The sequence below is a fragment of the Pectobacterium peruviense genome, from assembly GCF_002847345.1.
Lineage (GTDB): Bacteria > Pseudomonadota > Gammaproteobacteria > Enterobacterales > Enterobacteriaceae > Pectobacterium > Pectobacterium peruviense.
In genome coordinates, this window is the sequence record NZ_LXFV01000004.1 from 1 (window position 1) to 22,164 (window position 22,164).

Consider the following 22,164-nt stretch of genomic DNA (forward strand, 5'->3'; position numbering starts at 1 on the left):
TGATTGCCCGATACGTGGTGATGCGCCGCCCAATGCCCACTGTTGCGCCTGCTCATAATGTCGCCACAGCTCGCTATAGCGCCCCTGTGCGGTCAGTAACACATCATGCTGACCAGATTCGCTCAGCCTCCCGTGATCAAAGACCACGATCTGATCGGCATCGCGAATCGTCGACAGCCGGTGCGCCACCATAATGACCGTTTTTCCCTGCATCAGAACGCCAAGCGCCGCCAGCAGCGCCGCTTCATTCTCTGGGTCGGCAAAGGCCGTCGGTTCATCCAGCACCAGAATCGGCCGGTTATGCAGCAGCGCCCGCGCAATGGCGATACGCTGGCGCTGTCCGCCAGAAAGGAACTGGCCACGCTCACCAGCAAGCGTCTCGTAACCCTGCGGCAGCGCCATGATAAAATCATGCGCCTGCGCCGCCGTCGCTGCGGCAATCACCTCATCCATGCTTTTCTCAGGTAAACCAAGCCGGATGTTATTGGCGAGCGTGTCCGCAAACAGGAAGGATTCCTGAAAAACAAACGACACCTGCTGCATCAGCGTGGCGGTTTTCATCTGCCGGATATCGACACCGCCAATCAAAATGCGCCCAGCCGTCACGTCCCAAAAGCGGGGAATAAGCCGAGCCACCGTGGTTTTCCCTGCACCCGATGCCCCCACCAGCGCCGTGACCGATCCTGCGGGCACCTGAAAGCTGACGTCCTCCAACACCCAGTCGCTCGCCAGCCGATCGTAACGAAAACTCACCTGCTCAAAACACACGCTGGCATCGGTAGGCAAGGCATCATTTTCTGCTTCCGGTAGCGGCGGCAACGCCAGCACATCCTGAATTCTGCTGATACTCAATCGGGTTTTCGCCACCATATGATTCAGTGCCATCATCGGCATAACAGCCTCCGCCATGCCATTGCCCAGCAGCAGCACGCCCACCCACAGGCCGAAATCGAGACGATCGTGGTTGTAGAAACTGTATGCCACCCAACACAACGCCAGCAGCGTCGGGAGCGGATTAAGTACGGCAAAGGAGAAACGCGCCGAGAATCCCGCCTGCCGATACCAGCGCGTGAGCACGTCCAGATAGTTTTCCAACGCCTGCTGATAGCGCCCAAACGTTGCCGCCCCCGTATCAAAGGTACGCACCACCGGCATCGCCTGAACAAATTCAATCACCGCGGTACTGACCTCTTCCCGCGCTTGGTTATAGCGCTGGTTCATCTCGCCCGCATCGCGCATCGCCAGCATCAGCACCACGGATCCGATGGCCAGCACCAGCAAGGCCGCCAATGCCAAACGCCAGTCCAGCCAGAACAGCAACGCCCCAGTACACAGCGGAGCCACAAAGGCGCGAGCGTAGAGCGGCGTACTGTCCGCCACGAACAGGTGAAGTGCTTTCACATCATCATGCAGGATCTTCGCCAGCGACCCCGTGCCCAGACGTTGTACTTCCCCTAGTGGAATGCGCGCCAACTGCTCCGCCAGCGCGCTACGAATCTGATTTTCCAGTCGGAACGCGGCATAGTGAGAGTGATTAAAGGCCAGCAGGCGTAACAGATAGCTGGCGGTCAGGCACAGCACCGCACCGCTCATTGGGCGTAGAGGCCATGATGCAGGTTGTAAGATCAGGAGTTGGATACTCCACGCCAGAGAGAGTAAAAAAGCGATGCCCGCCAACACCGACAGCCCCGACAGGCACATCGCCAGACGAATCTGCCCTCGCACAGGGTGCATAATGTGCCAGGCTCGACGTTGTGGCGTAGAATGCGGCGCGGCAGCCGATGAACCCTCATCAACAGCAGAATGTGACATAGTTTCTCTCTTTTCTCTTTCCCGCACAGTCGCTTACCCGCAAGACCCGCAAATCAACTCGACGGCGGCAATAAAGTCAGGAATAATAACTATTCTCAACTGCGTATCTACCCGATTCGAGCCGATTTATACCCGAATCCGTACAGGGTGACTGTCATCAACCGCATTACCGCGATCGTACGATGCCGCAGCCCGCATGTTCAGGAGTCTGTCCATTGAATGCCTCCCCACTGAAAGCCTCCAGCGAACCTGAAGTCACAATTTCAAATTTGATTGCTGAGCTGCACGTCGTGCGACCTAATACTGGCGCAGATTGTAGTCTGCTACGCGCCACGCTTCAGGAAGGGCTGGATATTCTGGTGTGGCGCGGGCAGTTCCGACAGCCCACCACCATGCACCTGCACGACGATTGGGGACGTATTAATTTTTCCTGTTCATTGCAGGGGGATTCGCAATTTGCACTGAAGGGCGATCGGGGACGAGAGCACGTACTGAAGCAGGGTTCGGGCTGCATTAGCTACACGCCAGACTGTCAGGGCACGTCGTCTTATGCTGGGCAGTTTGAAAGCGTCACGGTGTCGCTAAGCCCTGATCTGTTGGCTAGCTGGGTGCCAAACCTCACGGGAAAGCTGCAACAACAGTTGGATTCCGGTCGTCTCTGCACTCACTGTGACTGCAATGCCGAAATGCGGGGAACTGCTCAGGTATTAAGCCACGCTCTGTCAAGCCTAACGCAACCACAGCAGGCAGATGAAAACAGCCATGCGCCGCTATGGCTGCTGGGACAAAGCATGATTCTGGTCAGCCTTGCTGTCGCTGGGCATTCCGACACCCTCCCCCAGCAGGACACGCTGAATCTGGCCGATCGCCAGAAACTACTGCGTGCCAAAGATCGTCTGCTGGCGGATCTGTCACAGGCTCCGACCATCGCCATGTTGTCCAGAGAAACTGGATTAAGCGTACTCAAGCTGAAACGCGGATTCCGTCAACTCTTCAATAACAGCATCTATGGACTATTTCAGGCCGAACGCATGCATGAAGCGCGGCGTCGGCTCTTTGTCACGGGTACACCAGTCATGGTAGTCGCCACCGATTTGGGCTATGCCAACGCCAGCCACTTTAGTGCGGCGTTCCAAAAGCAGTTCGGCGTCACGCCTTCTGCGTTTAAACGTCTGAATATTTAGCGAGCAATTGGCGCAACAATCATCCCGATACGGGTACAAATAGACTGGATTCGGGTAGCGCCACAATAGCGAATGATTATCATTTTCTCCATTACACGCAGGAGAAACCGTCATGCCCGATTCCGTAGCAATCCTCTATCTCCACCTTAAAACACAGGCGCTAGCGATAACGCTGCTGGATCGCGACAAACCATGACGCACAGCCCAATAACACGCTACCTGCCCTATTGGTGTTTCTACCTCCATCAGGGCATGATTACCGCGCTCATCATGCAAGGCGTCGCGGGCTATTTTCGCCATGCTGGATTGGATCTTGCACAGTTAAGCTGGCTGTCACTGACCTTTCTTCCGTGGATTGCCAAGTGCCTGTGGGCACCCTGGGGAGAGCGCCACGCCCTCCGCCTGCGTGGTAATCCCTATTTAGGCAGTCTGGTGTTGCTCCAGATCGCCATGGCGATAACGCTGGTGGTGATTGGCCTCATTTCACCGGAGCAATCTGTTCTGGCTATCGTTATTACGCTGATGTTGCTGGCGCTGCTCTCCGCCAGCCATGACATCTATGCCGACGGCATCACGATTTGCACTACCAACACGTCCAGTCGCGCGCTGGCGAATACCGCACAGGTCGGCGGCAGCTATCTGGGTATTCTGTTCGGCTCTTATGCGTTCCTGAGCATTGCCGAACATGCTGGGTGGCGAGGCGGTTTCTTCGCACTGGCAGGGCTGTCGCTGCTGATGCTCATCCTGCCGCTGCGCTATACCAGCCAGACCATACATCACGCTGATCCCACCGTGCGCCCGACACTAAATCGTCAAACGTTCAACACGCTCTGGCCGGTATTAGCCTTCACAGCCATTTTCTATCTGGCGATGCGCGGCATGATGGCGCTACAGACCGTTATGCTCATCGATCAGCAGCTTAGTCTGAGTCAGCTCGGTATCGTTATGACCGTATACAGCACGGCGGTCAGTGGCGTAGGGATTGTGCTCGCCAACGTCCTGATTCGACGCTTGGGCGCACTGCGCTGCCTGCTGCCCGTGATGATCGTACACGCTCTGCTGGCTATCGTGTTGGCCATCGGTTACCCGCTGTATTCGTTGAATATCTGGATTGTGCTCTTTGGCGTAGTCAATCTTGCCGCCGCCATCGGGTTTGTCACGTTATACAACGTCCTGATGGGGCTGGTCAGGCCGCATCAGCCCGCGTCCGACTATGCACTGTTCCAATCCACCGATGCTGCCGTCGCCATGATCGTGTCGATCGCCGCGCTTCAGCTCGCGCATCACACGAATTATCAGACCACGCTGGGCGTGCTGGCCTGCTTCGCCATCGCCAGCCTGTGGCCCGCCAAACGCCTATCGGCAAGGCTTTCCCGCGTATTTTCGGAAGGTATTTCCCCAGCAACAGTAAGCCACCGAGATCAGGATTAACGAAAGGGAAACCGTACAGGACATCTATTGTATTCGGGTTGAAATAGACCCGATACGGGTAGCTCAAAAAATGCAAACGATTATCATTTAACTTTCGTCATTCTCTGTCTCACTCGCTTTTCGGATCGTGATATTTTCGGACCGAGATAAAAGCGTGTCGTGATGAAAACCGTTGCCTTTGACATCGATTTTAGTCTTTTCAGGGATTTAATAATGAAAATAATGCGCCTTTATCCACTCGCCTTAACCAGCATGTTTCTCTCGTCCTGTGCCTTTGCGGCTCAGGACGATACGCTTGTTGTCTCCGCCAGCAAACAGTCACCCTATTCCGCCTCGGCCAATAACGTCTCATCTACCGTCGTGACGGCACCAGAACTCAAAGATGCTGGTGTCACCAGCACCGACAAACTGACTCGGGTTCTGCCCGGCCTCAACCTCGGAAATAATGGCAGCCTGTTGTTCCCTTCAATTTCACTACGCGGCGTGTCTTCCGCACAGGATTTCTACAGCCCAGCAGTGACGGTCTACGTGGACGGCGTACCACAGCTCGCCACCAACACCGTACAGGCACTCTCCGATGTAGAAAGCATCGAAATACTGCGCGGTCCGCAGGGGACGCTGTACGGTAAAAGCGCGCAGGGCGGCATTATCAATATCGTCACCCAGCAGCCGGACAGCACGCCGCGTGGCTATGTCGAAGGCGGCGTTGCCAGCCGCGACGGCTATCACGGCAAAATCAATGTTAGCGGCCCCATTCAGGATGGCCTGCTGTATGGCAGCGTCACCCTGCTGCGCCAGGTCGATTCGGGCGCGATGACCAATCCTTCTACAGGCAGCGATAACCTCGGCGGGACAAAATCCAGCGTTGGGAATCTTCGACTGCGGCTGGCACCGGATGGTCAACCGTGGGAAACCAGTCTGGCACTGACGGAAGACTGCACGCGCGCCACGCAGGATACTTATCTGCCGTTTGGCGATGCTAAAAACCGGACGCTGGAGATTGCCGCTGGCGCGCCCGATCCTACATTACGCCGCTGCACCCATAGCCAGTCGCTGAGTGGAAAATACACCACCGACAACTGGATCTTCAGCCTGATCGGCGCATGGCAGCAGCAGAATTATGACCGTACCTTCCCAAACAGTACGCTGATTGCCAACATGCCAGAGCGCTGGAATCAGGATGTGCAGGAACTACGGGCTGCCACACACGGTGCAGGCCGCACGGTGGATATGGTGTTCGGCCTTTACCGACAGAACACGCGTGAAAAGCTCGATCTGACCTACAGCATGGCAGGCTCTCCGTTTATGCAGAGCAATGCCAACACATCAACAGAGACGTTAGCCGCCTACAGCGATCTGACCTGGCACCTGACTGACCGTATCGATCTGGGCGGCGGGCTGCGTGTATCACACGACAAGGCCGAAACCCGTTACCACCAGCAGTTCTCCGGCATGAACGTGGGTGATAGCAACAGCGTCGATGACGATCAGGTACTGGGGCAACTCTCCGCCAGCTACCTGCTGAATAATGACTGGCGCGTGTATACCCGCGTTGCACAGGGCTATAAGCCAACCGGTTTTAACTACTCACCTGCCGCAGGTACACAGGCCATTCCTTACAGTGCGGAGAAATCGATTAACTATGAAATCGGCTCACGCTATCAGAGCGGCGATGTACAGCTTCAGGGTGCCGTGTTCCATACCCACACGCGTGATATGCAACTGTATTCCGGCCCTGTTGGTATGCAAACGCTCAGCAATGCAGGTAGCGCTGACGCTAACGGCGTAGAGATGATGGTCAAGTGGCAGTTTGTTCCCAACTGGTCATGGGATATCAACGGCACCTATGTTCGTTCTGAATTTAGTGGCGACAGTGAGAGTTATCAGGATAAACGCGTTCCCTTCGTTCCGCGCTACGGTGCAGGCACTAGCCTGAACGGGTTGATTGATACCTCGTTCGGGGCGTTAATGCCGCGCCTGGCCTTCAACGTGGTGGGGCCGCACTACTTCGATGGCGACAACGCGCTGCGTCAGGGCACCTATACCACCACCGATCTGCGTCTTAGCTGGCAGGCTACCGATCGGGTGAATATCGCGGGCTATGTGGATAACGTCTTCGACCGTCGCTACCGCACCTTTGGCTTTATGAGCGGAACCTCCGGCTACGCGCAGGCCAATGAAGGCCGTACCGTCGGCGTGGACGTGCGCGTCGATTTATTCTGATTTCTATCGTCCCGCATCCGTAACACCCTGCTCTGCAGGGATGACGCTCTGCCATCCCTGCATGTTATCCTCCATTCCTCTTGCCTCTTACAATCCGTTACCGATTAGGCTTTCGCCTTTTACCGCGGGTCATATTAATGACATCGCGCCTGTTCCATACTGACCAGCGCTACTTTCTCATGATCCGTTTACCCTGATATTTTACGCCAACCGGAGACCCGTCATGAAACGCAACACGATCCTGATCTTCACGGTTTCTGCCATCATTGTGCTCGCGGTGGTCACAGCAATAGGGTGGAAGGTTGGCCGAGGAAACAGCAACGCGCTGTGGGAAATCGTCAGTGAACAGTGCGTGCCCAACCAGCAGCGCAGTGGTAATCCAGCACCCTGTCTGGAGGTTAATCTGGCAGAGGGCTACGTGCTCTTTGATGACAGAAACGGCCCCTATCACGACCTACTGCTCCCAACGGATAAAATCAGCGGTATCGAAAGCCCTGAACTCTTGCAACAAAACACGCCTAATTTCTTCATGCAGGCGTGGGATCGGCGCGGCCATTTGTCGCGCGAAGCAGGTAAACCGATCAAAGACGATTATATTTCGCTGGCAATTAACTCACGCTATGGCCGCACGCAAAACCAACTGCATATCCACATTGCCTGCCTGCGCCCGGATATTTATCAAACGCTGAATCAGCAGTTCCCGACACTTTCTGGCGACTGGAAAGCGCTGCCAGCGAAAATTAATGGGCATATCTATCTGGCAAAAACGCTCACGGCGAACGAACTGGCGCAAAGCGATCCGTTCAAAACCCTGGATCGCTACGCACAGCAGCGAAATGAATCTATCGGTAAATACGGCCTTGCGATGGTTTCTACGCCAACGGGCGAGAAGGTATTGCTCGCCAGTAGCCTTGACGTGTTCAATATGAGTCTCGGCTCCGTGGAAGAAATTCAGGACTTTTCTTGTGCGCTGGCAAGATAGCCGCTGACCGCAGCCTGAAGGTCGATAGCAATCAATTCGCTATAACTTATAACGTTTTGTTCATTGCGTTGCTATCCGACCTCCGCCTAAAAAGTGGGGAAAATCGATACGGTAGGTAGCTGCAACATGCATCTGGATTTACGGCAATTACGCAATTTTCTTGCACTGGCCGAACACGGGAGTTTTGTACAGGCCGCAGAAGCCGTCTGTCTGTCACAGTCGGCATTCAGCCGCAGCATTCAGGCGCTGGAGCAAACGATGGGACATCCGCTTATCGACCGTCAGAGCCGACGCTTTGCGCTGACGTGGCAGGGCAATACGCTGCTGCCGTTTGCGCGGCGCATGCAGGAGTTGTCCTGGGAGTTGATGACCGACATGCAGCAAATCAGCGAGGCGCAGGAAGGTGAACTGACGTTTGGTTGCGGCCCTGCTCCCTCTACCACGCTGATCCCCAAGGCGGTCGCACATTTCCATGCCCTTCGTCCGCGAGCCAGAGTCACCTACAGCGTGGATAACTGGCAATCGCTGCGTGAGCGGCTGTTGGCCGACGAGTGGCCTTTCATCGTTGCCGATACCTGGCAGGCCGAAATGGAAACGAACCTCCATGTGCAGCCATTAAGCCAGCAACGCTGCTTCTTTATCTGCCACTCCTCACACCCGCTGGCACAACAGGAAAATATCACGCCAGACGATCTGCTGCGCTTTCCGCTCGCCTCTCCTTTTATGCCTGTCGGCATGCGCAAGGTTTTGGCTGCCCTCACGCGCCAGCCCGACTATCGTCCGCAGATTCAATGTGACCATATCTATTCGGTCTTCAGTATCCTGCGACATACGCAGGCTATCAGCTTTGCCAGCGAGGATGGCTTCGCGCTGGGACGATTAAGTCATCAATTGGTAGAAATTCCGCTGACGGGAACACCGCCAGAATGGGGCAATATGCAAACCCGCTTCGGCATTGTCACCTGTTTGCAAAGGACGCTGCCGCCGCTGGCCGAACTGATGATCGAAACCATACTGGCGCAAGACAGGCTGCGCTCACCGGCTCCGGCACTGCCAACCCTGTGAGCGCCTTGATGATTATTTCGTCGAGTTACCGCTGGCATCATACACCGGCCAATTTGACTCCAGTCCTTTGGCCTTTAATGCCCGATCGGCAAACTGACCGGCAAACCAGTCGCTGGCTGAAAACGTGTTGCGAATCAACCCGGCGGCTTTCGCCCGATCGATACTGTCCTGCAAGCTGCTGAGCAGGAACGGGTCGAGGCGTGGCGAGCTTTGGAATGGGAGATCTTCCGCTTTCAGCTCTTCCTGAAAAATAGCCTGTGGAATCTGGCTCTGCTCGGACATCAGCGCCGTATATTCCGGCAAGTGCTGCGCATCGCCGATCCACTGCGCATTGTCCACCAGCACATTCACCAGTTGCTGCGTCGTTCCCGGATAGCGATCGATAAAATCCTGCGTCGCCAGCACCGCAGCCTGCGTGGTATTCGCCCAACCCAGCGCACGGCTAGTGGTGACAATATTGATGCCCTGCTGACGCAACGCCAGCAGGGAGGCGCCGCCCCACACCGCATCAACGCGTCTGGCCGCCAGCGCCGCTTTGCCCGCAGTCCAGTCGAGATTGATTACCCGCACGTCGCGTTCATTCAGCCCGACGCTTTTAATGGCTCGTTCAAATGACAGCTGATCGGCTGTTCCTTTGTAGACTGCAATCCGCTTGCCGCGTAAATCCTCAATGCGTTGAATACCCGATTCCGGTGTTGCCGCCAGATAAGAATTAGAACCACGCGATCCCACCAGTACCCGCGTCTGCAGGCCACCCGCACGACCAATAATGGCAGCTAGATCGCCCAGATACACCACATCCAACTGCTTGTTCGCCAGCGCTTCATTCACCGCCGGCCCTGCACCTTTAAAGAACGACCACTGAATTTTGATGCCCTGCGGCTCAAATTCTTTCTCCAACTGTTTTTGAATATGGGCTAATCCCAACGGCCCGCGGATAAAGGGCTTGCTGCCGGCGCTTTGGTCCGGCAAACCGATACGAATCTCCGTCGGCTTCTGTGCATCCGACGTCACACCATCATCCGCCTGTACCGCGGAAACGAGTGCGGCACTCATCAGTAACGTCATCCCAAGAATTTTATTCATTCCCAGCCGCCAGCGAGAATAAGGGGTTATCAACGCTAAAAGGGTTGCATGCTGCATACGGTTTTCCTTAGTAATCTGTTTCATCTGCCATGAAAACTAACGAACCGTCGGCGTCAGGCTTAAATAACATTTACAGGTTTGTTCAGAGGAAAAAAGCATAAATCAGCGCTGGCGGGCTTGGGATTCGCATATGCATTTATTGCACGACGGCCATCGCTTTATTGCATTGGCCTTCCGCGTGTAAACCTGTTTTTTATTACTTATTCATACAGCCGTGGGGCTTTCGTGGAATAAAATGAATAAGTCTATAGTGCTGAAAAAATCCGTGACCGTCTGGCCTGCTCTGCCGATAGCGCGTGTCTATTCTCTTGTCGTGCCAATAATAGTGCCAATAGTCGTGCCACTGGCGTTGCTGGCACTGTGGTACACCAGCACCCATTACGGCTGGATGCCCACTCAAATTCTTCCTGCCCCCACTGTCGTCGCCAATACCGCTGTCGAACTTTGGCATAACGATCTCCTGCCACAGCTCTTTATCAGCATGCAACGGCTAGTTGGCGGTCTGCTGGCTGGTTTACTGGCAGGAACATTGCTTGGTGCACTCATGGGAGCATCACGCCGCGCCGAACACCTGCTGCACCCGACAATTTATGCGTTGGCACAGATCCCGACGCTAGGCTGGATCCCGCTATTTATGGTGCTGTTTGGCATTGATGACGCATTGAAGTTCGCAGTCATCATCAAGGCCGTCATTATTCCAGTGACGCTGCATACGCAAACGGGCGTACGCAATGTGCCGCATGCGCTACGAGAAGTTGCCCGTACCCTGCGCCTGCCGTGGCACCAGCGCCTCATCAAATTAACGCTGCCTGCCGCCTTCCCGACCTGGCTAACCGGCTTACGGCTCGCGCTTTCGCAGGCTTGGGTGTCGCTGATTGTGGTCGAACTGCTGGCATCGTCTCAGGGCATCGGCTATCTGCTGGTATGGGGGCGTCAACTGTTTCAGCTAGACATCGTGTTTGTCTGCATCGCCGTCATCGGGATGGCTGGGCTGATGATGGAGTGGCTGATCAATCAACTGGAGCGCCGTCTGGTCTTCTGGCCGCATCCGCCACTTAGCCGATTAACCTCAACGCCGTCTCGCAAACTATCGGCACTGGTTTTACCCTTCCTGCTTCTGCTGTTATGGCAACAGGCCAGCCGTTTCGGCTGGATCGATCCGCTCTTGCTTCCCCCACCTGCCGACGTGTGGCACATGCTGCTGCAAGGCGTCCGCGATGGTTCACTGACCGAGGCAATGCAGGCCAGTCTGACTCGTGCGCTCGCCGGTGCAGTATGCGGCATTGTTGCGGGTCTCGTAGGCGGCGTGCTGCTGGGATTGAATGCCACCAGCGACGCCCTTTTCACGCCCACGGTCGCGACACTACGTCAGATTGCACTGTTTGCCTGGCTGCCGCTGCTGACCGCTTGGGTTGGTAACGATGAAGCCGGAAAAATCACGTTTGTCGCACTCGCCTCTTTCTTTCCCATGTTGGTGGCCAGCCATCGCGGTATTCGCCAACGTTCCCAAGCCTTACAGGAAGTCGCGCAGGTGTTGCAACTGCGTTTATCAACTCGTCTGCGAGTCCTGATTTTACCGGGAGCCGCACCTGCCATCTTCACGGGTTTACGCCTGTCGCTGATTTACGCCTGGCTTGGCACCATCGGCGCAGAATATTTCATGTCATCCGGCACCGGAATCGGCAGCCTGATGATCAACGCTCAGCAGTTGCTGGACATGCCTCTGATTATCAGCGGCATGTTATTGATTGGCTTAACGGGCGCGGCGCTCGACCGCGTCGGATTAGGTCTGGAACAGCGGATGACGCGCTGGCGTTCCGCAGGAGAAATCGTATGACGTCCCCTTCCCTTGATATGTCACCGCCAGTGGTGCAGTTCGACCACCTGCGTAAGCAGTTTCGCGTACAGGGCGAGGCGCTGACGGTGATTGAAGATTTTTCCCTATCGATTCACAGCGGTGAGTTGGTGGCGATTGTCGGTAGCAGCGGCTGCGGCAAATCCACACTGCTGCGCATGCTGGTCGGATTGGACAACGACTATCAGGGGCGCGTGCTGGTCGAAGGAAAAACCGTGCGCGGCATCGGACGTGAGCGTGGCATGGTATTTCAGGAACCGCGCCTGTTTCCTTGGCTGACGGTGCGGCAAAACATCGCACTCGGGCTGGCGAATGAGTCAATCAGCGAAAAAGAGCGCAAACTCCTGATCGACCACTTCATTCAGTTAGTGCATTTGCAGGATTTTGCCGACGCACTGCCCGCCCAACTTTCCGGCGGCATGGCGCAGCGCGTAGCTATCGCGCGCGGGCTCGTCGCCAATCCACGCATCCTGATGCTGGATGAACCCTTTGGCGCGCTGGACGCCCTGACCCGTCAGCAGATGCAGCAGGAACTGCGTCGCATTCATCAGGCAGAAGGTACCACCACGCTGCTGGTGACACACGACGTCGAAGAAGCGGTCTATCTCGCCGACCGCGTTGTCGTGTTGGCACCGCGGCCGGGCCGTATCCGCCAGATTGCAACCATTTCGCTGCCACATCCGCGCCAGCGTGACAGCCAGGCTTTTCACCAGCAGTGCAGCGATCTGCTTGCTCTACTGACGCAGCCCGCCGACACGGCTGCTGCCCTCTCTTCTCTGAACACGTAAATACTGGAGCACCATCATGGGACACCCTTCCGTCTACCCAACCGGCACGACGATTTACAATCCGGAAAAAGCCTGGGGCGGCTACACCGTCTTTCAGGCGCTGGAGCGCGGCGCAGTGCTAGTGGATATGAACGGCACTGAACTGCGCCTGTGGGAAGGTCTACACGGCTTCCCCAATAAAATTCTGCCCGGCGGTTACATCCTCGGACACAGCGGCGAACGTGATTCGCGCTACGGTATGCAGGACATGGTCGATCTGATTCAAGTGGACTGGGACGGCAACGTTGTCTGGAAATTCAACGGTTATGAACACATTACCGATCCTGATCTTCCGCCAGAATGGATGGCGCGCGTCCATCATGACTACCAGCGCAGCGGCAATCCAGTCGGCTATTACGCACCGGGGCAAGAACCGCAATCGATTGGCGGTAACACGCTATTGTTGGCCCATACCAACCTGCACAATGAACGCATCAGCGACAAACTACTGCTTGATGACACCATCATCGAGGTGGACTGGCAGGGTAATATTTTATGGGAGTGGCGGTGCAGCGACCATTTCGACGAGCTGGGCTTTGATGACGATGCCAAAACCGCGCTGTACAACAATCCCAACCTGCGCAAAAGCGGCGGCGGGATGGGCGACTGGATGCATATCAACTCGATGTCGGCACTCGGCCCCAATCCGTGGTTCGATCAGGGCGATACCCGTTTCCACCCCGATAACATCATCTGGGATGCCCGCGAATCCAACATCATCGCCATCATCGATAAGCAGAGTGGTAACATCGTCTGGCAGCTTGGCCCCAATTACAACACGCCTGAACTCAAACACATCGGCTGGATTATCGGCCAGCACCACGCGCACATGATCCCAGCGGGCTTGCCGGGTGCGGGCAATATTCTGGTGTTTGATAACGGCGGCTGGGCAGGCTACGGCGCACCCAATCCGGCTTCGCCCGATGGGGTGAAAAACGCCTGGCGCGACCATTCCCGCGTGCTGGAAATCAATCCGGTAACGCTGGATATTGTCTGGCGCTATTCGCCTTACGAAGCGGGCATTCCACACCCGACCGACGCGTTTCGTTTTTACAGCCCGTACATCAGCAATATCCAGCGCCTGCCAAACGGCAATACGCTGATTAACGAAGGCGCTAACGGTCGGCTGTTTGAAGTCACCGTCGATCACGAAATTGTCTGGGAGTTTATCTCCCCCTACTGGGGCAAGACGGTGAACACCAACATGCTGTATCGCGCCTACCGCGTGCCCTACGAGTGGGTGCCACAGCTGTCGCATCCGCAGGAAACGCCGGTAATCGCACCGGATAACACTCAACTACGCCAGCCCGGAGCCGCCGCGCCCGGCTTCGCCAGCGTGATTCGTATTGACGGCACGCGCCCCTACAAAAAGAGCGGCGATGCCCTGTGTGTCGCGACCGACAGCGAAGACCTTAAACGCAGCCCGAAACTCTTTGCTGTCAACCGAGAGCGCTTTGCTCCGCTTACCGTCGACGACTGGACAGAACTGGCAGCACAAGCTGAACCACAGCTGTTGCTAATCGGTGCCGAGCGTTGCGTCCACTGTAAGAGCCTTTACCGCCAGTTGGAAACGATTCTGGATAACGAGGAATACCGCCAGTTATCGAGCCATTATCTGGACGCCGATCATCACATTGCACTCGCGGAGAAACTGGCGGTAAGAACACTACCGACTCTGCTATGGCTTGAAAACGGTGAAGAACGAACTCGACTGAGCGGCGCACAACAGCCCGAACGCCTACGCCAATGGCTGGCAAAGCAACAAGCCTAAACCCCACGACATCTAAAGCGATCTCGCTTCCAGTGAGATCGCTGCGTTTCTTTCATTTCTCACTTTTCTTGCGCGCACGCTTCCATACCAACGTTATCATCCTCTGTGTTTCTTCCCTGCCTGTATCCGCTTCTTTTACCATTGCATAAAGACTATTCAGGGACGGAAAAACAGCATGGCAGCGCATGATGCGATTTTTAAACAGTTTCTCAGTGATCCAGCCGTCGCAAAGGATTTCTTTGCCATCCATCTACCAGAAGAAATCAGGAATATCTGCGATTTCAGCTCATTACAACTGCAATCAGCCTCTTTTGTTGACGAGGAACTGCGCGCAAGAATATCGGATATGCTGTATTCGATTAATACCACAGCAGGACAAGGTTATATCTACTGTGTGATTGAACATCAGAGCCGCCCAGAAAAGCTGATGCCATTCCGTCTGTTTCGCTACGCGTTGGCTGCCATGCAGCAACACCTCTCTCAAGGCCACGACACATTACCACTTGTTGTCCCTTTGCTGTTTTATCACGGGCAGCGTAGCCCTTATCCCTATACGCTGCGCTGGCTTGACGGCTTTACCGACGCGACTCAAGCAGAAAAACTCTACAATTCATCCTTTCCTTTGGTTGACTTGACGGTGATACCGGATGAGGAAATCAAGACACATCGACGCGTGGCACTACTGGAGTTGGTACAAAAACACATTCGCACGCGTGATATGCTGGAACTGGCGCAAGATATCGGGCTATTATTTGAACGCTGGCAGATACCACTGCCGCAAAAAAGAGCGATACTGTTTTACATCGCACGAAGCGGCAACACATCAAAACCCGCAGAGTTTATTGAGGCCGTCGCGCAATCTCTGTCAACGGATCGGGAGGCAATCATGACCATCGCACAACAGCTTGAGAAAATTGGGTTTGAAAAAGGTATCAAGCATGGCATGCAACGGGGTATGGAGCAGGGTATGAAAACCAGTGCCCGCCAGATTGCTCGCCAACTCCTGTTAACTGGCATGGAACCGACTCAGGTTTGTCATATTACTCAGTTGAGTGCGACAGAACTGGCACAGCTCAGTAATGAACCTAACGAGTAACCACTCAAGATACACCGCGTTTCCCTACGATTTACTCTCTCCAATTTCATCATCGACGCAAGCGGTTAAGACTGCGTCGATAGCGTAATTTATTCGCTCTGGATCACATTTCCTTTGCATCATTTCGCCTTAATTTGTTATGTTATTACATATCGATTTACATTAACTGTATACCTTAACCATGATCAACTGGGACAGACATACCGACGCCACGCTTCAGGTAGAGAACCTTAGCCTGTCCATTGGCGGTGAAACCAAAGTCAGCGATATCAGCTTTACGCTGTCCGCAGGTGAACGCGTCTGTTTACTCGGCGCATCAGGTTCAGGTAAATCACTCACCGCCAAAGCGGTAATCGGCACTCCACCCGCAGGGTGCCAGATTAGCGGCAGCATTAAGGTAAATGGTGAAGAGGTAGGTCAGTTGAAAGCACTGGCACGCCCGCATACCAGCCGCGTCTCTGCCGTTTTTCAGGATTCTGCAACAGCCCTTAATCCCCTCATGCCGTTAGGAAAACAGCTGTCACTGGCGTTGAAATCGCCCTCTTCTGCTAAGCTTTCTGCGCTTCTGGCAGCCATGAAGCTGGACGATATTCCTAATCTGCTGCAACGCTATCCTGCCGAATTGTCCGGCGGTCAGCGTCAACGTATTTGTATTACCCTCGCGCTGCTTGGCAAAACTCGGCTGCTGGTCGCGGATGAACCCACTACTGCGCTTGATGTCATCACCCAGCAGCAGGTATTGCAGGTCTTACAGGAACGTAGCGCGCAGCCGGGTGCGCCCGCCCTGTTATTTATTACGCATGATATCGCCGTCGCCGCCCAACTCTGCCAGCGTGGTCTGGTGATGGAACATGGTCAGATCGTTGAATCCGGCAGTATGCAGCAACTCCTGAATGCACCACAGCATTCCTATACACGTAGTCTGGTCGCTGCCGCGCGTCGCGCTGACAATTTTTTATCAACTACGGTTTTATCCAGTAATGTTTTACCCAGTAATGTTTTACCCAGTAATGTTCTATCCAGCCATGTGTTACCCGCTGCCGGAGCACTTGCAGGATGAATCACCACCTGCATGCGGTGTCCTCACCGTTTTTAAGCCTTGAGCACGTCAGCCGCTATCGCCAGACGCCGCGTTTGCCGTGGCAAAAGGCCGATCCAGCCAGCGCCATTTTTCACGACCTGTCGCTGGATTTGCAACAGCACGAACGTGTTGGGCTGGTCGGTGCTTCAGGCTGTGGTAAATCCACATTGCTGAAGACCCTGCTCGCGCTTGAAGCGCCTGAGAGTGGCGCGGTGTACTGCGACGGCAACCTGATTAAGCCCGGTTCGGTACGTTCGCTGCTGTGGTATCGCCGTCGCGTTCAGTATATTCCGCAAGATCCAGCAGGCTCGCTCGCCCCACGCCAGCGCGTCGCCGATCTCCTTGCGGAGCCGCTGAAGCGACTCCGTCCCGATGAGAGCCATCGCGCTAGTGAAAAGAATTTACGTGAGGTTATGGATCAAGTTGGGCTAAGCGTTTCGCTTCTGGACAAGGTCGCTGGGCAGCTTTCCGGTGGACAGGCACAGCGCGTCGCGCTGGCGCGAGCACTGATTGTTCGCCCCGAATTTTTATTGGCAGACGAGCCCGTCAGCGGTCTGGATTTGCCGCTGCGTGAGCAGATCAAAGCCCTGCTTCAACAAGTCACTGAACAAAACAAGATGGGATTACTGATGGTATCGCACGACATTTCCATGCTCGCTGGGCTGTGCGACAGGATGCTAGTTATGGATAGCGGACGCATCATTGAAGATCGCCCCACCGCCGAGGTGCTGGCTTCACCAGAACAGGCGCACACCGCCCGTTTATTGCAGGCCGTGCCTGGGCTGTCGGCCTCCGGCTATTAGCTCGCTAAAAACGCGTTTCTTACAATAACTGACTGTTTTAATAGTTTATTAAGCCATAACGTAATTTTTCTATACTCTAAATAATTCGAGTTTCAGGAAGGCGGCAAGCGAAGGAATCCCGATGAGCTTACTCAGGTAAGTGATTCGGGTGAGTGAACGCAGCCAACGCACATGCAACTTGAAGTATGACGAGTATATCGCGACTTTTTATAACGGATGATTGAATGTCAGACCTTATCGCCAACCGCGCCCCACGGCCCTATCCCCCGTTGCTTCTGGGTAGCCAGCTTGTTTTCAACATTGGCTTTTATGCCGTCGTGCCGTTCCTGGCTATTTTCCTGCGCGACGACATGCAGCTTTCCGGCTGGGCTATCGGGCTGGTAATTGGTTTTCGCACCTTTTCTCAGCAGGGCATGTTTTTAGTCGGCGGCGCGCTGGCCGATCGCTTCGGCGCACGCGTGATTATCCTGTGCGGCTGCGTCGTGCGCATCAGCGGCTATCTCCTGCTGGCGTTGGGCGACTCGCTATGGCCGATAATCCTCGGTGCCTGCCTGACCGGTGTCGGCGGTGCCCTTTTCTCTCCTGCCATTGAAGCGCTGATGGCACAGGCCGGTACGCAAAGTGAAAAAGAGGGAAAACGCAGCCGCTCCGAGTGGTTCGCCCTGTTTGCGATTTGCGGCGAGTTGGGTGCGGTGCTCGGGCCATTGCTTGGTTCGGTGCTGGCCGGATACGGATTCCAGCGCGTAGCACTGGCGGGCGCTGGCGTCTTTGTTATCGCGCTCATCGTCCTATTTTTCAGCCTGCCGGCAACACAGCGGAATCAAGGCGAATTGCACATCGCTCCGTGGTGGGAGACCTTCCGCCAGCGGCGCTTTGTCGCCTTCATCATCGCCTACAGCGCTTACCTGTTCAGCTATAACCAGCTCTATCTGGCGCTACCGGTTGAGCTGCATCGCTCCGGCAGCAGCGAGAAAGACCTCGGCCCGCTGTTTGTACTGGCGTCTCTGCTGGTGATCGGATTACAGCTCCCGCTGGCGCGTTTTGCGCGCCGGGTTGGTGCGGCGCGCATGTTGCCATTAGGCTTCGCTCTGCTGTCCGCGTCCTTCTTTAGCGTGGCGCTGTTTGCCTCCACCACACCGCCAGAAGGCTGGCAGCGCCTGCTCCCCGCGATCTCATTAATTACTCTACTGACGTTGGGACAGATGCTGATCGTCCCCGTCGGGATGGACCTCATCCCGCGCTTTGCCAACAACAAGAATCTGGGTGCGCACTATGGCGCGCTGGCGTCAATGGGCGGTATTGCCGTGCTGGTCGGTAACTTCATACTCGGCAGCCAGCTCGATCGCGCGCTGACGCCATCGCCACAGGCCGCGATTCCATGGGTGTTGCTCGCCGCCGTACCGCTGTGTAGCTCACTGGCGATGATGGTCATCTGCCGCCCGTTTAAATCCGCTTCAACCGTGAATGAATAAGGACAGACTGATGAATATGCGTAATACCCTGTGGCCTATTTCCGGTCTGCTCTCAGCCACGCTGCTGCTTTCAGGCTGCTTTAATGAACCTGAAGAAAACCACACCTCGCATCATGACGGGCGAATCAAACTGGCGATGCTCCAACCGCCGCGCTCCGGTCTGACTCCGCTGAGCGATGACGCCTTTAAACTATCGCGCTGGAGTACGGCGGAAACGCTGGTGGTGCTCGATAAACTCGGCGAAGCCCAGCCTGCGCTGGCGACGAAATGGCAGCAGATCGATGATAAGTCCTGGCGTTTTGAACTGCGCCCCAATGTCCATTTTCACGATAACACCACGTTAAACGCCGCCACGGTGGTCAATGCGCTCACGGTGGCCTCTACCGCCTCACCTAAACCTCGAATTCTGGATGGCGTGCAGTTAACGGTCAAAGCCGATGGCGATAACGCTGTCATTGTCTCCACCGCCAACGTAGATCCGCTGCTACCGCAGCGTTTATCAAGCCCACAATTGGCGATACTCTCCACCACGGCATACGGTAAGAATGGCGTCGTCAACCCGATCAATACCGGGAGCGGCCCGTTCGTTCTGCGCACTGTCACGGGCACCAGCAGCGCGGTATTGGATAGGTTCGATGGTTACTGGGGCGAGAAAGCACAGGCCAGCGGTATCGACGTCAGCTTTGTGTCCGACGGCGCGGCACGTGCCGCCGCCCTGCGCACTGGCACGGCAGACATTGTCGAAGCCATTCCTGTTTCTCAGGCACCGCTGCTGGATCAATCGCTGGTGCATGAAGTGCCTATGCCGCGTACCAACACGCTGTATCTGAATACGCACCATGGTGTGATGCAAGACCCCACAATGCGTGCTGCCGTACGCGATGCCATCAATCGTCAGCAGTTGGTGGACAACGTGTATGAGAAGCGTGCCGATGTCGCCCAAGGTCTGTTGGGACCTGCTCTACCGTGGGCGGCGACGCTGCGCCAGCCTGTGGCAAATCCGGTTAAAGCCGGTACGCCCGCTGGCGCGACCATCACGCTGGCAACCTTCAGCGATCGCGCTGAACTGCCTGAAGTCGCGGTCTATCTGGCACAACAGCTCACCGCCGCCGGATTTACGGTGAAGCAGGTGGTACGCGAATATGCGCAGATCGAATCTGACGCGCTGGCTGGCAAGTTTGACGCCTTTATTTTGTCCCGCGCCACCGTGCTGGATTCCGGCGATCCGGTGGCTTACCTGTACAGCGATTTTGCCTGTGAAGGGTCGTTCAATATCGCCCAACTGTGCCGTCCGGAAATCGATCAGGCGCTGCAAAAAGCGTCCGCCATTCCTGCCGGAGAGGCACGTCGTCAGGCCATTATGCAAGCAGAGAATCTGATCCTCGCCAGCGATGCCGCAATCCCGATGCTGCATGAGCGAGTGATTCAAGGTGAAAGCGCGCAGGTAAAAGACGCACTGCGTGACCCGCGTGAACGCACATTGATTAACGCCGCCACGCATATTGCTACCGGCACGAAATAACGAGTAACGCACCTGCAACCAGAAAGATGACGAGTTTATGAGCGAATCGCTATATTGCCGCACCTGCGCGACCATCAGCCAGACACAACGTCCGCGATACGGCGTGCTGATCCCACTATTTTCGCGACTGCTGACGCTGGCGGGGATTGTGGTACTGATTGGTATGCTGCCGTGGTTATCCGGTCAGGATCCGGCTCTGGCGCTGCTACGTGCTCGCTCCGGTGAGCAGGAAGCGACCGCAGAAACGCTAAACGCGATTCGCCATTCTCTCGGGCTGGATCAAGGCCCGTTGCAGCTGCTATTGAACTGGCTGACGGGCCTGTTGCACGGCGATGCTGGCAACTCCTGGGTTTCAGGCCGCCCCGTGCTCCCAGGTATGTTGCAGGCGGCGGGTGTATCGCTCACGCTGATGGCCTCCTCGGCGCTGGTGGCCTTCACGCTGGCTGCCGTGCTGTGTGCTTCAACCTTTCGGCAGGGGTTGCGCGGTCAGGTTCACCGTTCAGGCGGCCTGTTCGCTGCCTTATTTACCGCATTGCCCGAATTTCTGCTGGCGTCGTTCCTGCTGATCGTCGGTGCCGTCTGGCTACAGTGGTTTCCCCCCTATGGCTGGCTGGGCTTGCACTATGCCGTGCTACCGTCGCTGGCTCTGGGTATCCCGGCAGGCGGTTACCTTGGCCGAATTCTCGCCGATGCACTCTCCGCCACCTTTAGTGAGAATTGGTTAACGACCTGGAGCGTCGCGGGGGTGAACCGTCGCCATATCGCGCTGGCAGTGCTGAAACGCACGTTACCCAGCGTGATGCCACTCGTCGGGCTAGTGTTGGTATCGCTCACTGGCGGGGCGATTGCCGTCGAAAAAGTGTTCGCTATTCCCGGTCTGGGACGCGCAACGCTGGGCGCTGCTGCTGCGCAGGATCTTCCCGCCTTGCAGGTCGGCGTATTGATTCTCTTACTTATCGCCTCGCTGGCAGGCATGGTGGCAAGCGGCGTACGGCTGCTGATTCTCGGACGCGCGCTGCGCAGCGGGGCAATGCCCGTGCCGGAAGAGCGTGGTCATTCCGTCTCTCGTCATGCCATCTGGCTACCGATTATTTGTGTGCTGCTGCTGGTATTTCTGTTGCTGGCAGGCTTGCCGCGCGATCCCTATACCTCCGCGTTTTTGCGCCTGCAACCGCCGTCATTCGCGCTGCCTTTTGGCGCTGATGCAATGGGGCGCGATTTGCTGGCGCGCGTCGCGCACGGTACGTTAAATACCTGCCTGCTAGCGCTGGCGGTGTCGTTAGCCTGTCTGGCGATTGGCCTGTTAGTTGGATTATTCCCACGCCTGCTCACCGGCCCCATCGAAGTGACTAACGCCCTGCCGCCAGTGATTGCCGGACTGCTGGTTGCCGCCGTCAACGGCCCAACGGCAACGGGTGCGGCGATTGCCGTGATTGCCGTCAGTTGGGCACCGCTCGCTGCTCACACGGCAGCGCTGGTCGCCGAAATCAACGCGCGCCCTTATATTCGGATGTTGCCGATACTCGGCGTAGGGCCGATACGGCGCAGCCTGTTCTATGTTCTGCCCGCGCTGGTTGGCCCACTCTTCCGTCACGCTATGCTGCGACTGCCCGGCATCGCACTGGCGCTGGCATCGCTCGGCTTTTTAGGTCTGGGCGCATCGCCACCGACGCCGGAATGGGGACGCGTACTGGCGGAAGGTATGCCGTATATCGAACGTGCTTTCTGGGGCGTGCTGGCCCCCGCTGCCGCACTAGGCGTGCTGTCGATATTGGCAGTAAGCGCGGCAAACCTCTCTGGTCGCCACAAGCACTAGCGCCCTTCTCTTCACGATCGCAGACCCGCCAGATTTCACGATGGCGGGTCTGCGCATCTTCAGTTACGCTGTGAGCTA

General features: G+C 56.1%; 16 protein-coding genes. 14 read left to right on the plus strand and 2 right to left on the minus strand.

Annotated elements, in window-relative coordinates; genetic code table 11:
- Positions 1–1,812, minus strand: a 1,812-nt coding sequence (locus A0G03_RS03960; protein ID WP_101749486.1) for an ABC transporter ATP-binding protein, incomplete at its 3' end; no start/stop codon positions are given.
- 215 nt (positions 1,813–2,027) lie between these two features.
- Here A0G03_RS03960 and A0G03_RS03965 point away from each other — a divergent pair.
- The 5 genes from A0G03_RS03965 to A0G03_RS03985 all read left to right on the plus strand — a co-directional run bounded on the left by A0G03_RS03965 (position 2,028) and on the right by A0G03_RS03985 (position 8,697).
- Positions 2,028–2,996 (plus strand): helix-turn-helix transcriptional regulator, encoded by a 969-nt coding sequence (locus A0G03_RS03965; RefSeq protein WP_080965247.1) that lies wholly within the window; start codon positions 2,028–2,030, stop codon positions 2,994–2,996.
- Positions 2,997–3,188: 192 nt separating this feature from the next.
- Entirely contained in the window at positions 3,189–4,427 is a 1,239-nt protein-coding gene (locus A0G03_RS03970; RefSeq protein ID WP_048261051.1) for an MFS transporter, read from the plus strand.
- 213 nt (positions 4,428–4,640) lie between these two features.
- A complete protein-coding gene (locus A0G03_RS03975) occupies positions 4,641–6,650 on the plus strand; it encodes a TonB-dependent siderophore receptor (protein ID WP_048261053.1) in 2,010 nt (669 codons plus the stop codon).
- 223 nt (positions 6,651–6,873) lie between these two features.
- Entirely contained in the window at positions 6,874–7,632 is a 759-nt protein-coding gene (locus A0G03_RS03980) for a CDP-diacylglycerol diphosphatase (RefSeq protein WP_048261055.1), read from the plus strand.
- Between the two features lie 126 nt (positions 7,633–7,758).
- Complete coding sequence (locus A0G03_RS03985) at positions 7,759–8,697, plus strand: LysR family transcriptional regulator (protein ID WP_048261057.1); 939 nt, start codon at positions 7,759–7,761, stop codon at positions 8,695–8,697.
- Positions 8,698–8,709: 12 nt separating this feature from the next.
- Here A0G03_RS03985 and A0G03_RS03990 read toward each other — a convergent pair whose 3' ends face one another.
- Positions 8,710–9,840, minus strand: coding sequence for an ABC transporter substrate-binding protein (locus A0G03_RS03990; protein WP_048261059.1), 1,131 nt, complete (start codon positions 9,838–9,840; stop codon positions 8,710–8,712).
- Positions 9,841–10,078: 238 nt separating this feature from the next.
- Between A0G03_RS03990 and A0G03_RS03995 the strand changes: the two genes are divergently transcribed.
- The 9 genes from A0G03_RS03995 (at position 10,079) to A0G03_RS04035 (ending at position 22,086) form a co-directional block, all read left to right on the plus strand.
- Positions 10,079–11,680 carry an ABC transporter permease gene (locus tag A0G03_RS03995; protein WP_048261062.1) on the plus strand — a complete coding sequence of 534 codons (1,602 nt, stop codon included), beginning with the start codon at positions 10,079–10,081 and terminating at the stop codon, positions 11,678–11,680.
- Positions 11,677–12,486, plus strand: a complete 810-nt coding sequence (locus A0G03_RS04000; RefSeq protein WP_048261064.1) for an ABC transporter ATP-binding protein — start codon at positions 11,677–11,679, stop codon at positions 12,484–12,486. Before A0G03_RS03995 ends, A0G03_RS04000 begins: the two co-directional genes overlap by 4 nt.
- 16 nt (positions 12,487–12,502) lie before the next feature.
- Entirely contained in the window at positions 12,503–14,296 is a 1,794-nt protein-coding gene (locus tag A0G03_RS04005) for an aryl-sulfate sulfotransferase (protein WP_048261066.1), read from the plus strand.
- A gap of 175 nt (positions 14,297–14,471) precedes the next feature.
- On the plus strand, positions 14,472–15,392 hold the full coding sequence (locus tag A0G03_RS04010; protein ID WP_048261068.1) for an Rpn family recombination-promoting nuclease/putative transposase: 921 nt from the start codon (positions 14,472–14,474) through the stop codon (positions 15,390–15,392).
- A 181-nt stretch (positions 15,393–15,573) separates the two neighbouring features.
- Positions 15,574–16,452, plus strand: coding sequence for an ATP-binding cassette domain-containing protein (locus A0G03_RS04015; protein WP_198528820.1), 879 nt, complete (start codon positions 15,574–15,576; stop codon positions 16,450–16,452).
- Positions 16,449–17,276, plus strand: coding sequence for an ABC transporter ATP-binding protein (locus A0G03_RS04020; RefSeq protein WP_048261070.1), 828 nt, complete (start codon positions 16,449–16,451; stop codon positions 17,274–17,276). The genes A0G03_RS04015 and A0G03_RS04020 overlap by 4 nt, the downstream gene beginning before the upstream one ends.
- Before the next feature lie 224 nt (positions 17,277–17,500).
- Entirely contained in the window at positions 17,501–18,748 is a 1,248-nt protein-coding gene (locus A0G03_RS04025; protein WP_048261073.1) for an MDR family MFS transporter, read from the plus strand.
- 10 nt (positions 18,749–18,758) lie between these two features.
- Positions 18,759–20,270, plus strand: a complete 1,512-nt coding sequence (locus A0G03_RS04030; protein WP_048261074.1) for an ABC transporter substrate-binding protein — start codon at positions 18,759–18,761, stop codon at positions 20,268–20,270.
- A gap of 37 nt (positions 20,271–20,307) precedes the next feature.
- Positions 20,308–22,086 carry an ABC transporter permease subunit gene (locus A0G03_RS04035; protein WP_048261076.1) on the plus strand — a complete coding sequence of 593 codons (1,779 nt, stop codon included), beginning with the start codon at positions 20,308–20,310 and terminating at the stop codon, positions 22,084–22,086.
- The last annotated feature ends 78 nt before the right edge of the window (positions 22,087–22,164 follow it).